The organism is Paraburkholderia sp. BL25I1N1 (assembly GCF_003002025.1).
GTDB lineage: Bacteria > Pseudomonadota > Gammaproteobacteria > Burkholderiales > Burkholderiaceae > Paraburkholderia.
This window is the reverse complement of sequence record NZ_PVZB01000003.1, coordinates 91689-105028: the sequence shown is the minus strand read 5'-3', so window position 1 is coordinate 105028 and position 13340 is coordinate 91689. Positions and strand designations below refer to the sequence as shown.

The 13340-nt window shown below is 62.6% G+C and carries 13 protein-coding genes; 8 read left to right on the top strand and 5 right to left on the bottom strand.

Annotation, left to right across the window (positions count from 1 at the left end; translation table 11 throughout):
• Window positions 1-4: 4 nt before the first annotated feature.
• Complete coding sequence (locus tag B0G73_RS05315; protein WP_106278594.1) at window positions 5-682, bottom strand: hypothetical protein; 678 nt, start codon at window positions 680-682, stop codon at window positions 5-7.
• A gap of 462 nt (window positions 683-1144) precedes the next feature.
• Here B0G73_RS05315 and B0G73_RS05310 point away from each other — a divergent pair, with 462 nt between their 5' ends.
• Genes B0G73_RS05310 through B0G73_RS05305 form a run of 3 tightly spaced genes read left to right on the top strand, consistent with a single transcriptional unit; the run spans window position 1145 to window position 2567 of the window.
• Complete coding sequence (locus tag B0G73_RS05310; protein WP_106279152.1) at window positions 1145-1597, top strand: type VI secretion system tube protein Hcp; 453 nt, start codon at window positions 1145-1147, stop codon at window positions 1595-1597.
• Window positions 1594-1986: a DUF3592 domain-containing protein gene (locus tag B0G73_RS39985; RefSeq protein ID WP_146144152.1), complete on the top strand. Its 393-nt coding sequence runs from the start codon at window positions 1594-1596 to the stop codon at window positions 1984-1986. The genes B0G73_RS05310 and B0G73_RS39985 overlap by 4 nt, the downstream gene beginning before the upstream one ends.
• On the top strand, window positions 1983-2567 hold the full coding sequence (locus B0G73_RS05305) for a hypothetical protein (protein ID WP_106278592.1): 585 nt from the start codon (window positions 1983-1985) through the stop codon (window positions 2565-2567). The genes B0G73_RS39985 and B0G73_RS05305 overlap by 4 nt, the downstream gene beginning before the upstream one ends.
• 270 nt (window positions 2568-2837) lie before the next feature.
• On the opposite strand, the gene B0G73_RS05300 is transcribed toward B0G73_RS05305, so the two are convergent.
• Window positions 2838-3719: an NmrA/HSCARG family protein gene (locus B0G73_RS05300; RefSeq protein WP_106278590.1), complete on the bottom strand. Its 882-nt coding sequence runs from the start codon at window positions 3717-3719 to the stop codon at window positions 2838-2840.
• 117 nt (window positions 3720-3836) lie between these two features.
• Between B0G73_RS05300 and B0G73_RS05295 the strand changes: the two genes are divergently transcribed.
• Window positions 3837-4721: a LysR family transcriptional regulator gene (locus B0G73_RS05295; protein ID WP_106278588.1), complete on the top strand. Its 885-nt coding sequence runs from the start codon at window positions 3837-3839 to the stop codon at window positions 4719-4721.
• Between the two features lie 55 nt (window positions 4722-4776).
• Here the strand turns inward: B0G73_RS05295 and B0G73_RS05290 are convergent, their stop codons facing one another.
• Window positions 4777-5409 carry a DUF5074 domain-containing protein gene (locus tag B0G73_RS05290; RefSeq protein WP_106278586.1) on the bottom strand — a complete coding sequence of 211 codons (633 nt, stop codon included), beginning with the start codon at window positions 5407-5409 and terminating at the stop codon, window positions 4777-4779.
• A gap of 32 nt (window positions 5410-5441) precedes the next feature.
• Complete coding sequence (locus B0G73_RS05285; RefSeq protein ID WP_106278584.1) at window positions 5442-6662, bottom strand: helix-turn-helix domain-containing protein; 1221 nt, start codon at window positions 6660-6662, stop codon at window positions 5442-5444.
• 107 nt (window positions 6663-6769) lie between these two features.
• On the opposite strand from B0G73_RS05285, the gene B0G73_RS05280 reads away from it, so the two are divergent.
• The 3 genes from B0G73_RS05280 to B0G73_RS05270 all read left to right on the top strand — a co-directional run bounded on the left by B0G73_RS05280 (window position 6770) and on the right by B0G73_RS05270 (window position 10674).
• Window positions 6770-7537 carry a DUF899 domain-containing protein gene (locus B0G73_RS05280; protein ID WP_106278583.1) on the top strand — a complete coding sequence of 256 codons (768 nt, stop codon included), beginning with the start codon at window positions 6770-6772 and terminating at the stop codon, window positions 7535-7537.
• Window positions 7538-7740: 203 nt separating this feature from the next.
• Window positions 7741-9378 carry a methyl-accepting chemotaxis protein gene (locus tag B0G73_RS05275; RefSeq protein WP_106278581.1) on the top strand — a complete coding sequence of 546 codons (1638 nt, stop codon included), beginning with the start codon at window positions 7741-7743 and terminating at the stop codon, window positions 9376-9378.
• Window positions 9379-9645: 267 nt separating this feature from the next.
• Window positions 9646-10674 (top strand): porin, encoded by a 1029-nt coding sequence (locus B0G73_RS05270; RefSeq protein ID WP_258193184.1) that lies wholly within the window; start codon window positions 9646-9648, stop codon window positions 10672-10674.
• A 58-nt stretch (window positions 10675-10732) separates the two neighbouring features.
• On the opposite strand, the gene B0G73_RS05265 is transcribed toward B0G73_RS05270, so the two are convergent.
• The gene (locus B0G73_RS05265; protein ID WP_106278578.1) at window positions 10733-12079 is read right to left on the bottom strand and encodes a sorbosone dehydrogenase family protein; all 1347 of its coding nucleotides are present in this window, start codon (window positions 12077-12079) and stop codon (window positions 10733-10735) included.
• Window positions 12080-12254: 175 nt separating this feature from the next.
• Between B0G73_RS05265 and B0G73_RS05260 the strand changes: the two genes are divergently transcribed.
• Window positions 12255-13148 carry an SDR family oxidoreductase gene (locus B0G73_RS05260; RefSeq protein WP_106278576.1) on the top strand — a complete coding sequence of 298 codons (894 nt, stop codon included), beginning with the start codon at window positions 12255-12257 and terminating at the stop codon, window positions 13146-13148.
• The last annotated feature ends 192 nt before the right edge of the window (window positions 13149-13340 follow it).

The following is a 13340-nucleotide window of genomic DNA, read 5'->3' as shown; positions in this document are numbered from 1 at the left end:
GAAATCAGTGCTTATTCCACCAGTCGGTGGCTTTCTGTTTATCCCAGGCGGGCAGCACTTCACGATCGATCGACGCATTGGTCAATGCCGGGAAGTCTTTTTTGAATGCCGTCACGTCGTTGTCGAACTGGTCGCTCACGCTGATATCCCACGTTCCGCCGCTGAAACCGGCAACCGCCTGATCGACCAGCGGAATAACCGGTCCCGCGCGCAATTCACCCTCTTTACGTTCGACGATCGTGGCGTCGATATGGCCGAGATACACGATCGAATTTGGTTTGATGTCGACCACTTCGTGAAGCGGCGTAAAGAACATGCCGTGGAACGGGAATATGCCGCTTTGACCGGTAATGCCGCGCATCACATATTTGCCCGGCGCCAGCGGAAGACGAATGAAATAGTGATTACCGGTGTCGCTCGTCGTGGTGGCCTGGTCGTCGAACTTGAAATTCAAACGGTCTTCGCGCGAGTCGGCCGCGCCGCGCTCCATATTCACGACGATAGGACTCGGCTGATAACTTGTGTGATAGGCGTTCTTGAGCGTCACCGTCATTAACGCGTACGAGTTTTTCGTGGTGTCGACCGAACTCGTCGATGTGGTCGGCGACATGGGGGAAACAGTCGCGCAGCCCGACGTTAATAGCGTGCCGGCAATGGCAAAGAGTGCGATGAACTTTTTCATTACGGATTGAAGGGAGTGTGGTTTGTGCTGGCTCAAAATTTAGAGTTGTTTATGCAGCGTGAATGATGTGGCACACGGCGCATGCCGTGTAAGCGGCAGAGAAATCCAGAACTTGAGGGATGTTTTTTGTTCGTGAATTTAAAAAATTTTGCAATCAATCTAATTGCTGGTCCCGAGGGACGCGCTCGACCGCGTTAACTTCGTCTCGCCGACATGCCGTCCGCGGTCGGTTTCAGGGTATGAAGTATGTCGCACATTATCTACGTTCGACCCACTGGCGCACGCTCAATTAGCCTCGATTTTTCGGACACGTCCGATAGCGACGTTTTCCTGGCCTCACTGATGATGACGCGGCGTTAAGCGAAATTCCGACCCGCTCGGGTTTCTGGCCGCGATGCAGTTCGGTATGTTCGGGCATCGCTAATAATAAAAGGACTTTACGTGGCGGATATTTTCATCAAGATGAACGGCATTGCCGGCGAGTCACAAGACGCAGTGTATGCCGGGCAAATCGAAGTAAGCAGTTGGCGCTGGAAAATGGCGCAACAGTCTTCAATGATGTCTGGCTCGGGCGGAGGCGCCGGCAAGGCAACTATTAACGATCTCCAGTTTGTCCACCAGATCGACCGGGCAAGTCCCAATCTCATGCGCTATTGCTTGACGGGCAGACACATTCCAGAGGTCGTCCTTACGGTACGAAAGTCTGGAGGCGTGCCGCTTGACTTCCTTGTAATCAAGATGGGCGACGTAGTTATTACGTCTGTCGAGCCGATCGTATTCGATAACAACTATCACGAACACGTCAGCCTGTCTTTCTCGCGAGTGAAGCAGGAGTACAAGCTGCAAAGCAGTCTTGGTGTAAGCGCTGGCACCGTGACCGCGAGTTTCGATATTAAGGAAAACCTGGAAAGATGAAACGTTCGCGTAACTATGTCGCACTCGCGATAGGGCTTTGCCTGGCAACCGGCGCTGCCGTATACGTGTACTCAACCATTGAGTTTCGTCTTTCGTCCGTCGTGACAACCGGCGAGGTAATTCGCCTGAATGCTGGTGGGCACCATCCGCAAATAGCATTCATTGCAAAAGATGGGCGGCGTTACGAGCGGCCAACTGGTACAACGCAGTCCTTCGAGGTTGGGGAGAGTGTCCTTGTCCGATATAGCGCCGATGATCCGGACGGGTCGGCCATGATTGACAGTATTGTCGATCTGTGGCGATGGCCGCTATTCGTTGTAGCGCTTTCAGCAGTTTTTGTCGTTACAGGTTTGCGCGGAGAGCCTTTCGACAATTGGAGAGCCCATTGAAGATTCTGAGAAAGAGCAAATGGAAATTCAATACAAGTGCTGGCGCGGGGGTTGGCTACGGTTCCTTTAATGCAGAAAGCGGGATGTTCGTACTTGATGACACCTCCGGCCATTCTTGCCAATATCTTTACACCGGGTTTGGGCCGACTTTCTCGCGCGAAATCACCTCATTACTTCGCCTACCGAAGCTTGCGCTCCCGAAAATCATCATCAAGAAAGATGATTTGGGCGGTTCAGGATCAACCGCCGGTTTTGATAGTGTCGGTGCACTGTTCCTGACCGAGACATTCAAGGGAAACGACCTGGGCGACCCCAAGAGCCTCGAAGGTGGGACGGTCTATCTTGAAGGTGCAGCTGGCTATCTGTTCGGCGGCACCGGCTCACTGATGATGCTGGGCATCAATCGTGATCTTCTACTTATGGGAATCGTCAAACCGGACTTTATCGGGGTAGCGATTCGAAGCGCACCGGCGCTGCTGGTAATGGCCGGCGATAACGGAGGGCTGCAAAGCAGCGCCGGCTTCGGTTTTTTTATCGGCGGCATCAAGTTTAAAGGGCTGTACTCCAACGATGCGCCATAGGAGGATCTTTTCTCGAAGTCTCACTTCGACGGGTCCTTTTCTTCCCACGAAGCGACTCCCGGTTTTCAGGCAGGCCACGCCCGTCGAATCTGAACCTTCATGAACAAATCGAGTACGCGGCGCGCGGCAAACGCAAAGGCATGGTGTGGAGAGGGGGCGTTTTGTCGGCCATGAAGCATGGCCGTTTTTTGTCCTATATCGCGTACCAGCATTCGGCTTGCCGCGTGCATCAATCGATAGTGGATGGCCGCGCGTCGCTACGGTCAGTCGTTAGCTCTTCGCCCAGGCCGCCGCCATCTCCACCGCGAAGTCCCGATAAGACCGCGGCTGCCGTCCAAGCAGCGTCGCGAGATGATCGATTTGCGCTTGCGATGCGACCGCGCCGTCCTGCTGATAGCGGCTCATCATCAAACGCATGTCGTACACGAGCCAGCCCGGCGCGGCTGCCTTCAAACGCTGTTCAAGCACGTCGAGATCGTCGCCGCCGTAGCGCACGGTGCGTCCCAGCGCTTCGGCCCAGATCGACGCCACGGTCTCCGACGTGATCGCATCAGGCCCGACCAGTTCATACGTCTCGCGCGGCAGACGGCTTGCGGCCCGCTCGCGGCGCAGCAACTCGCGCGCGGCGGCCTCGCCGATATCGCGCACGTCGACCATCGAAATACCTTTGGCACCGATCGGCATGCCGTACACACCATGCGTCAACAGCGGCTCTTTCTGGCGCACGTCGTTCTGGATGAAATACGCGGGACGCAACACGGTGGCCGGCAGATCGCAGTGCTCGATCATGCGCTCCACCGTGTGTTTGCTGGTGAAGTGCGGCACGTCGACATACTCGGCGCCCTTGAACACCGACAGATACACCACGCCCTTCACGCCGGCTTCGCGCGCCACGCTCAGGGCCTGCAGCGCCTGTGTCAGTTCATCCGGGGCATTGGGCGCGAGCAGGAACAGCGTGCTGACGCCGTTCATCGCACGGCGCAAGCCGTCCAGGTCGGACAGGTCGCCCTGGACCGCAGTGACGCCACCCGGGAATTGCGCTTTTTCCGGCGTGCGAGTCAGCGCACGAACTTGCGTGCCGCCGCTCGCCAGAAGATGTTCGAGAACCTGCTTGCCGACGACGCCTGTACTACCGGTTACGAGGATTGCCATGACTTTCTCCTTGGGGTTGGCTGGGCTGGAAGTCAGCCCGTAGACACACAATAGATGTTCCGTTTTCATGGCGAAAGTGCAAAAATCCAGACACCTCGTCTCATATTTGGAACGATCATGGATTTGACGTCATTGGCGGATTTCAATGCGGTTGCGGTGCACGGCGGCTTCGGCCCGGCCGGTCGGGCGCTCGACCGTCCGAAGGCCACGCTGTCGCGACGCGTGGCGGAACTGGAAGAAGCGCTTGGCGTGCGGCTGATCGAGCGAGGCTCGCGCACATTGCGGCTGACCGAAGAGGGTCTCGTGCTGCACGAGCGCACGCGGGGTTTGATGGCGGAGATTCAGGAGGCGGGTGAGGCGGTGGCGTCGCGTGCGCCGGTGCCGCGCGGACGATTGCGGATCAGCGCGCCGGTCGTGTTCGCGCACGTGGTGCTGGTGCGGATCGCGACGCGTTTTGCGTTGGCCTATCCGCAGGTCGAACTCGAAGTGGTTGCGGAAGACCGCGTTGTCGATCCGGTGGAGGATGGCTACGACATGGTTATCCGCATCAATCCCGCGCCTGACCAGCAGCTCGTGGGCCGGCGCATTCTCGGCGACGAACTGCTCCTGGTCGCTGCACCCACGATGTCGATACCTCCATGGGCTGCCGGCGAGGCGGCCGCGTTGGCGGTGCCTGCGGTCGTGCTGGCTGCGGCGTCGGCGAATGCGACGTGGAGCGTGCGCACGGAAAGCGGTCTGAGATCGCTCGCGCCGACGCCGGTGCTGCGGCTCTCATCGCTGCTGATGGTGCGCGACGCGGTGCTCGATGGGGTGGGCGCAGCGATGTTGCCTAAATTGCTGGTCGACCAGGACGTGACGGCGGGACGGCTCGTTTGTTGGGGTGTGGCGGATGGACCGGCGGTCGAGATCTGGGCGCTGTACCACTCGCGGCGCTTGCTGAGCGCGAAGGTGCGGGCGTTCATGGATCTGCTGCAGGACTTGCCGGGACGCGAGCGCAAATAGACCGATGCAAGTGCCGGTTGCGGCTTGCTTTTGCAATCGGCACCACCCCACAACTTCACTTAGGTCGCCGCACCGCCCGCACCTTGCCGCTGCTCCCGCCGCCGCAAAAAAACCGATCGCCGCCGTCGGATTCGAGTCCCGACACGCTGACGCCGGACGGCATCTCCAGTCGCTCCTGAACTTCGCCGGTGCGCGGATCGACGCGCCGCAATTCGCTTTCGTCGCCCTCCCAGGTGCCATGCCACAGTTCACCGTCGACCCACGTGACGCCGGTCACGAAGCGATTGGACTCGATGGTGCGCAGAATCGCCCCCGTCTGCGGATCGACTTGATGGATCTTGCGCTCCCGATACTGTCCGACCCACAGCGTGCCTTCGGCCCACGCGAGTCCCGAGTCCGTACCGCCGCCCGGCGCGGGAATCGTGGCGAGCACGCGGCCGGTCTTGGGATCGATCTTCTGGATACGGTCCTCGGCAATCTGGAACAGATGCTCGCCGTCGAAGGCCGTACCCGCGTGCGCAGCGACATCGATCGAGCGGACCTGCTTGCCGCTCTCCGGATCGAGCGCGTTCAACGCGTCGCCCGTCGCGAACCAGACATGCTGGCCGTCGTACGTCACGCCATGCACGCGCTCTATGCCTTCAAAAGGTCCGTACTCGGTGATGATTTCGGCGGCTGATCGTTTCATGACTTGTCCCTCGTGGTTTTCGTGTTGCCATCCTAATCAATCGGCAACGGGGCGGGGAGTAACAAGGTCGTCGTGAATCCAGGCATGGGCGGCGTCATCCAGCGACGCGCGCGACCTCGGCCCAGCGACTGCACCTTGTCTTGCGCCGCGAGCGTATCGAGGCTCCGCTGCACGGTGCGCTGGCTCGCGCCGAGCGCAAGCGCGAGGGCCGAGCTTGACCACGACTCTCCGTCCGCGAGCAAGGCCAGCACGGGTGCATGTTTGTCTTCGACAGGCCGCGCCAGCACGACCACCTCTTGCGCGTGTCGCGGCACCAGCGCGAACCCGCACCGCGTCGCGCTCACGCCGGCCACGGTGCGAAGCACCGAACGCAGCCGCCCGAGTTCGACCCGCAGGCGCGCGCGATGCGATTCGTCGGCGGCCTTGGCCTTGAAGGCTCGCGCAACCAGCACCTCGCGCGGTACGTCCTCGGGCCACGCTTCGGCCAGTGCGCGGGCGAGCACGAACAACACCGGTCGGCTGGCGAGCGAGATCACCGTCCCCGAGTCGCGCACCACGTGACGGCACGCGTCCACGATCAATGCTTTCGATGCCAGCAGCGCTTCCACCTCGTCGAGCAGCAACGGACATTCGTCGCCGCGCGCGAGCAGTCGCGCCGCGGGTGCGTTCAGAACGAGCGCGGCGTGGTCGACCTCCGCCGTCAGAGCAGGGATACCCGCGAGACCGGCTGCGCGCCGGGCTCGCTCCAGTGCGGCGCGTGCCGCTTTGGTCTGAAGGCGGCGCAGCGCGACACCGGCCACCACCAGTTCGTGTGCGGTTCTCAAAGCGGGTGGGAACGGCGTGGGATCGAGTCCGGCGAACGCGCGTTCGGCCTCGTCGAGACGCCCGATCAGCAGCAGGCGCCGCACCGCGAGATAGCGCGCATGCGCGCCGTTGAGCCGGTCGCCGTGCGCTTCGAGCGTGGCGCGTGCAGATTCCAGTGCCTTCGTGGGCCAGTTCAGATCACGCGAGGCGAGTGCGATCTCGGCCTCGGCGACGACACAGCGCGCGCGGGCCACCGGCTCTCGTGCACCGAAGGCACGCGCGGCGCTTCGCAAGAGCGCCTTCGCCCGGACCAGATCGCCGAGCTGCGCCATGGCGATGCCGCGCAGCGCGAGCGCGGGCGCGTCGTCGCGCAAGGCGACGCGATTCAGCGCGCCGAGCGGATCACCCGGGGCGAGCGCGCGCGCCGCCGCCGTGACTAGCGAGTCCATGGTCGAGGTGAATCACGCCACACTTGTCACTCCCATCGTTCGAAGCCCGGGGCTAATCTAGCACGACCCACCCATAGCACTTCGCATAGCGAAGCAAGGAGGCAAGCATGACGACGAAACACAGCATCGGCACACGGGAAGAATGGCTGGCCGCGCGGCTCGAATTGCTCGAAGCGGAAAAGGCGCTCACGCGGCAGAGCGACGAACTGGCCCGGCAGCGGCAAGCGTTGCCCTGGGTTCGAATCGACAAGCCATACCGGTTCGAGACCGATGAAGGCAGCGCCTCGCTGGCCGATCTCTTCCGGGGACGCTCACAGTTGCTCGTCTATCACTTCATGTTCGGCCCCGACTACGCCGCGGGCTGTCCGTCGTGTTCGGCGGTCGCGGACGGGTTCAATGGTTCCGTGGTGCATCTGGCGAATCACGACGTCGCCATGACGGCGGTATCGCGGGCGCCGCTCGCGAAGCTGCAGGCGTACAGGCGGCGCATGGGATGGACATTCCCGTGGGCGTCGTCGGCGGGCAGCGATTTTAACTTCGACAGCAATGTCTCGTTCACCGAGCAGCAGCAGCGCGAGGGAAGCGTCGAATACAATTACCAGCGCGGCGGCCATGCGATGGATGCGACACCCGCGCCGGCCCCCGTGGTCGAGTTCGCGACTGCCTGCGGAACCGACGCGCCCACGTATTCGCTCGACCGGCCCGGCATGAGCGCGTTCGTGCTCGAAGACGGCGCCGTGTATCACACGTATTCCACTTACGGACGCGGCGTGGACGCACTCTGGGGCATGTATCAGTGGCTCGACCGCGCGCCCAAAGGACGTAACGAAACGGGTGTGTGGTGGCGCCGGCATGACGAGTATGAGAAGCACTGAGGCAACCGCGAGCCGAAGGCATTGTGATAGCTCAGGCTCACTCGCTCCCCGTAAAGGGTTTGTCTCTACACAAAAGATGCGCGCGCTTGCCGATAAATGAATCGGGTGGTCGCACTCAAGCAACGGCGCGCCGATGGCATATCGGCACCTGTTGCCATGACGCGGCCCGGCTCGATCATTCGATACCGACGTGGGGCGCGTGCATGGTCCGATTCAGTTTCACACAAAAGCTCTGGCTGCCGCTGGCCGTCAGCCTCGTGGCACTTCTCGCCGTGTCGGTGTCGGCGGCGTGGCTGTCGCGGCAGACGCGCATCGAGGAGCGCAAAAACGATCTCGTGAACGTCGCGCATGTGGGACTCAGCATCGTGACGGAATATGCGGCGCTGGCGAAGAGCGGCGCGCTTGGCGAGGCGGACGCCCGCCGGCAGGCGCTCGAACGGCTGCGCGGCATACGCTACGGCGAGGACGGCTATTTTCTCGTCATCGATTCGACGCCGCGCATGGTCATGCATGCAATGAAGCCTGCGTTGAACGGCAAGGATCTCGCCGGTACTGCGGATGCCGACGGCCGTCACCACTACGTGACGTTCGCCGCCGTCGCGCAGAAGCCGAACGGCGGCTTCGTCGATTATGTTTTCCCGCACCCGCAAGACCCGTCCTCGGCTGCTGTCGGCAAGATCGGCTACGTGGTGCGTTATGCGCCGTGGGACTGGATCATCGCCACGGGCGCTTACGTGGATGATATCGACGCCGCGTTCAAGGAGTCGCTGTATTTCGTCGGCGCAATCTTTGCGGTCGTGGCGCTGCTGCTGTCCGCGCTTGTCTCGCTGACCAATCGCAGCATCCGGCGCACGATCGGCGGCGATCCGGTCTACGTTGCGCAAGTGGCCGGCGAAATCACCCAGGGCAACCTCGCCATTCCCATCAACCTCCGTCACGGCGACGAGTCGAGCCTGCTGCACACCATGCACCTTATGCGCGACGCGCTCGCCTACACGATCGAACAGATCAAGGGCGCGGCCGACAAAGTGGCGACGGGCGCGCGCGAGATTGCCGGCGGCAACACGGATCTGTCGGCGCGCACGGAGAATCAGGCGGCATCGCTTGAGGAAACCGCGGCGAGCATGGAGCAAATGACGGCGATGGTCCGGCAAACGGCGGAGAACGCGCGGACAGCGAGCGAGCTGACCGCCGGCGCGGAGCAGATCGTCAATCGCGGCGGGGAGATGGCGGCGCGAGCGGTATCGACGATGCAGGAGATATCGACGGAATCGCACAAGATGGTGGAGATCATCTCGGTCATCGAAGGCATCGCGTTTCAGACCAATATTCTCGCGCTGAACGCGGCGGTCGAAGCGGCGCGGGCCGGCGATGCGGGGCGTGGTTTCGCGGTCGTGGCCGGCGAGGTGCGCACGCTCGCGCAGCGCAGCGCGGCGGCAGCGAAGGAAATTCGCACGCTGATCAGCCGGGCGGTGGACAAGGTCGGGACCGGCGCCGAGTTCGTCGGGCAAACCGGCGCGACGATTCACTCCGCGCGCGAGGCCATTGCCAAAGTGTCGGGCGTCATGCGCGATATCGCGGCGGCGGCCGCCGAACAAAGCGCCGGCATCGATCAGGTTGGCGACGCCGTCACGCAGATGGATAGCGTGACGCAGCAAAACGCGGCGCTGGTCGAGCAGGCCGCGGCGGTGGCACAGACGTTGACCGAGCAGGCGAGGCTGCTGCAGGTGTCGATCAGCCAGTTCAACTTGCAGCAGCAAGGTCCCGGTGAGGGAGCCACGCCGTTGCGAGTGCATAGGCCGGCAGCGAAAGAAGCGCGTGGAGTTGCAGCCATCGTTTGAACGTTATACGGTCCCAAGCGTACCTGAGCGCTCTGAATTCGCTGCGCTGAAAATTGCAATCCGGCGCAGGTCTGTTATGTTCGCTGCTGGACCGTTCAACACCTCTTCACATTCCACTCGCGATGCGGCGGTGAGCGTCCTCATTCCGGAACATATGTTCGACGTGCCCATGGAGGACTGCATCTGGTCGGTGCCGCGAAAACTCAACTCGACAAGCCGCGACGAACGTGGGATCTGGTGGCGCGGGTAGCCGCCTGGAGCCGTTACTTGGGCTGGCGCGCAGGCGTGGCAGGCGCGGCGCTGCTATTTTGCCTGCAGAGCGTGGCGGCCTCCAACGGCGGCGCGGGCTCCGTCACGCTGTACGGCGTGCTGGACACCAGCCTCGAAATAACCGACCCAGGGTCCGGGTGGACTCCGCGTCTGGACTCGGGTGCGTATCGCGGTTCGCGGGTCGGCTTGCGGGGCAGCGAGCCGCTCGGCAACGGCACCGATATCATCTTCACGCTGGAAAACGGTTTTAGCTCCGTCGACGGCACGCTTCAGACTCCCGGTGTTCTATTCAATCGTCAGGCGTGGATCGGCGCGCGCAACGCCTGGGGTGAGGTGCGTTTCGGCCGGCAATATTCGCCTATCTACATCCCGTTCAAGGGCGACCTCGATGCGTTCGGCGCCGGCACGATCGCGTCCGGACTGAACAACCTGTCGAAGATCACGCCCTACGCAAGCAACGCGATCGAGTACCAGTCGCCGGTCGTCGGCGGCTTCAGCGCGACGGTGATGACGGCCACGCGCGATCCGTCGGAGAAAGACGGCAACGGCATCGACGGCTACTATGTGACCGCCGCCTATCAACTCGACAACTTCAGGTTGCTATACGCGCGACAACAGACACACGGCGCAGGCTCGCTGCGGGCAAATCTCGGCGGCGCGACCTACGCGATCGACAAGGTGCGTGTGTGGCTCGCGTTCTTTAACGGCGATGGCGGCACGCCGCTCTATCACGGCGCGGGCGGCTCGCTGTCCGCGCAGTACAGTTTTTCTCCAATTGCTCGGGCGTCGCTCGGCTATGCGCATGTGCGCGACTATACCGGCGCCGGTGCGAGCGCCGACCAGTTCAGCGTGGCGTTCGAATACAACTTTTCACGGAGTTTGCTGTTCTATTTCAGCGGGGCCTATCTGGCGAATCACGACAGTGGCAGCTTCACCCTGCGCGGCGTCAACGTGACCGGGCTGCCGGTCGCGTATCCCGGCGCGCCCGTCAAGGGTGTGCAGCTTGGCGTGCTGGAGCGGTTCTAATTCGCGGGACTGGAATGATCGCCGTTGTGCCGCCGATAAGCGATCGGCGGATTCGCTGCTATTGCGCCGGCCGCGTGCCGACTGCCGCGCCGCTATCGGTTCGCGGCGTCACACGCCAGACCGCATCGCCGACGTCGTCCGCCACCAGCAGCGCCCCGCGCGTATCCACCGCGACACCGACCGGCCGACCCACGGCGTGACCGTTGGCGGTCAGAAAGCCGCTCAGGAAATCTTCCGGAGCGCCTGAAGGTTGGCCTTTGACGAATGGAATGAACACCACCTTGTAGCCGCTATATGGCTTGCGATTCCACGAGCCATGCTGACCGACGAAAGCACCGCCGTGATAATGCGCGGGGAACAGCGTCCGGCCGTAAAAAACCAGTCCGAGCGATGCCGTATGGTTGCCGAGCGCATAGTCCGGTGCGATGGCCGTGGCGACCAGGTCGGGGCGCTGAGGTTTGACGCGCGTGTCGACATGCTGGCCGTAATAGCTGTAGGGAAACCCGTAAAACGCGCCGTCTTTCACGGCAGTCATGTAATCGGGCACGAGGTTGTTGCCCAGGTCGTCGCGCTCGTTGACCGCGGTCCACAGCGCGCCGCTGTCGGGCTGCCAGGATAGTCCATTGGGATTGCGCAGCCCTGTCGCGAAGGGCCGCATCTGGCCCGACGCCACGTCGAATTCGAGAATCCGTGCACGGTCGGCTTCGGCGTCAACGCCGTTTTCTCCCGCGTTGCTGTTCGATCCCACCGTCACGTAGAGATGCTTGCCCGAACGGTCGGCCAAAATGTTTTTGGTCCAGTGATGATTGATCGGCCCAGCCGGCAGATCAGCCACCTTCACGCCAGGTGTTGCGATCCTCGTCGCGCCGGGCGTGTAGTCGAATCGCAGAATGGCGTCCGTATCGGCGACATAAAGTTGATCGCCGATCAGCGCCATGCCGAACGGCGAGTGCAGGCCACTGAGGAACACGGTCTGCTGATCGGCGACGCCGCTGCCAGTGGTATCGCGCAATAGCACTATGCGGTCGGGGCTCGGCGTGCCCGCTCCCGCGCGTTTCATCACCTGTTTTCTGACCCAGCCGAATATGCCGCTGCCTTCGTCGTGCTGCTCGGGTGCATTGCTTTCCGCTACGAGCACGTCGCCGTTCGGCAACGTGTAAAGCCAGCGTGGGTGAGTCAGGTCGCGGGCGAATTTCGTCACCACAAACCCGTTTGGCGCGGTCGGGAGGAAGTCGGCGGCCGCTGGCTGAACGGGCGCGATATTGACCGTGGTCATCAGCGACGATTCTGGCGCCGGCAATACCGGCGATGGGCCAAAGCCGGTATCGGTGGGACTCGACGGCCCCGCCGCGCACGCGGCGAGCGGCAGCAGCATGAATAAGGCAAAGCGGTTCAACTGACGCATCCCGCGCTCCGGACATTGAAGATGTTCGATTTATCGTGGGTAAGTTCAGCAAGATGCTTGCCTGACATCTGAATGGCTGATCCTGTTAGTGCGTATACCCCTAACACGTCACTACTTCATCTCTGAAGGAAACGCGCCGATAGTCGACCTTCGTTTTCAACCGGAGGGTCTTACGATGCGCGTCTTTGTTACCGGAGCGACCGGATTCGTCGGCTCCGCCGTGGTTGCCGAACTCATTGCCGCCGGACATTCGGTGCTCGGCCTCGTACGCTCGGATGCCGCAGCCGAGTCTCTGGCCAGGACCGGCGCGGAGGTCCAACGCGGTTCGCTCGAGGACCTCGATAGCCTCAAAGCCGGAGCCGCCGCTGCCGACGGCGTGATTCATACGGCCTTCAATCACGACTTCTCCCGATTCGCGGAGAACTGCGAACTGGACCGGCGCGCGATCGAAGCGCTCGGCTCCGTGCTCGTCGGCTCGGAGCGTCCGCTGCTCGTGACGTCCGGGGTCGCGTTGCTGGCGTCCGGCCGCCTCGCGACCGAGGACGATGCGCCAGTGCCGCGCTCCGATGCCTATCCTCGCGTCTCGGAGGCAACGGCAGCGTTGCTGGCGGCGCGCGGCGTGCGCGCGTCGGTGGTTCGTCTGCCGCCGTCGGTGCATGGTGACGGCGACCATGCTTTCGTTCCGCATCTCATCGGCCTGGCGCGTGAAAAAGGCGTCTCAGCCTACATCGGCGAAGGTCTCAACCGCTGGCCGGCGGTGCACCGGCTCGACGCCGCCCGCGTCTACCGGCTCGCGCTCGAACGTGGCGAGGCCGGCAGCCGGTATCACGCTGTTGCCGAGGAAGGCGTGCCACTCAAGGAGATCGCCACAGTGATCGGCCGGCGCCTGAACGTGCCGGTCGTCGCGCAAACTGCCGATGAGGCAGCGGACCATTTCGGCTGGTTCGCGTTGTTTGCCAGGTTGGATGCTCCGACTTCGAGCGAACAGACGCGCAAGCTGCTGGAGTGGGAGCCGAAGCAGCCGGGCTTGATCGCCGACCTCGACCGGCCGCGCTATTTCCAGACTTGAAGCGCGACTCGCCGCCGCGGATTTTTGATGGCCGCGGATTCCATTGACGACGCGGCGCGGCTTTTCATGGCGTTGCAACTCGATCACGTCAAGCTGGTGCCGGCCAGCAAATCCTTCGCTGCGCGGCGCGCTGTTCGTACCGGCCGGCCGGACGCGGCAGCGGGCGAGCAGAACCTGCCACGCTGGGACTAT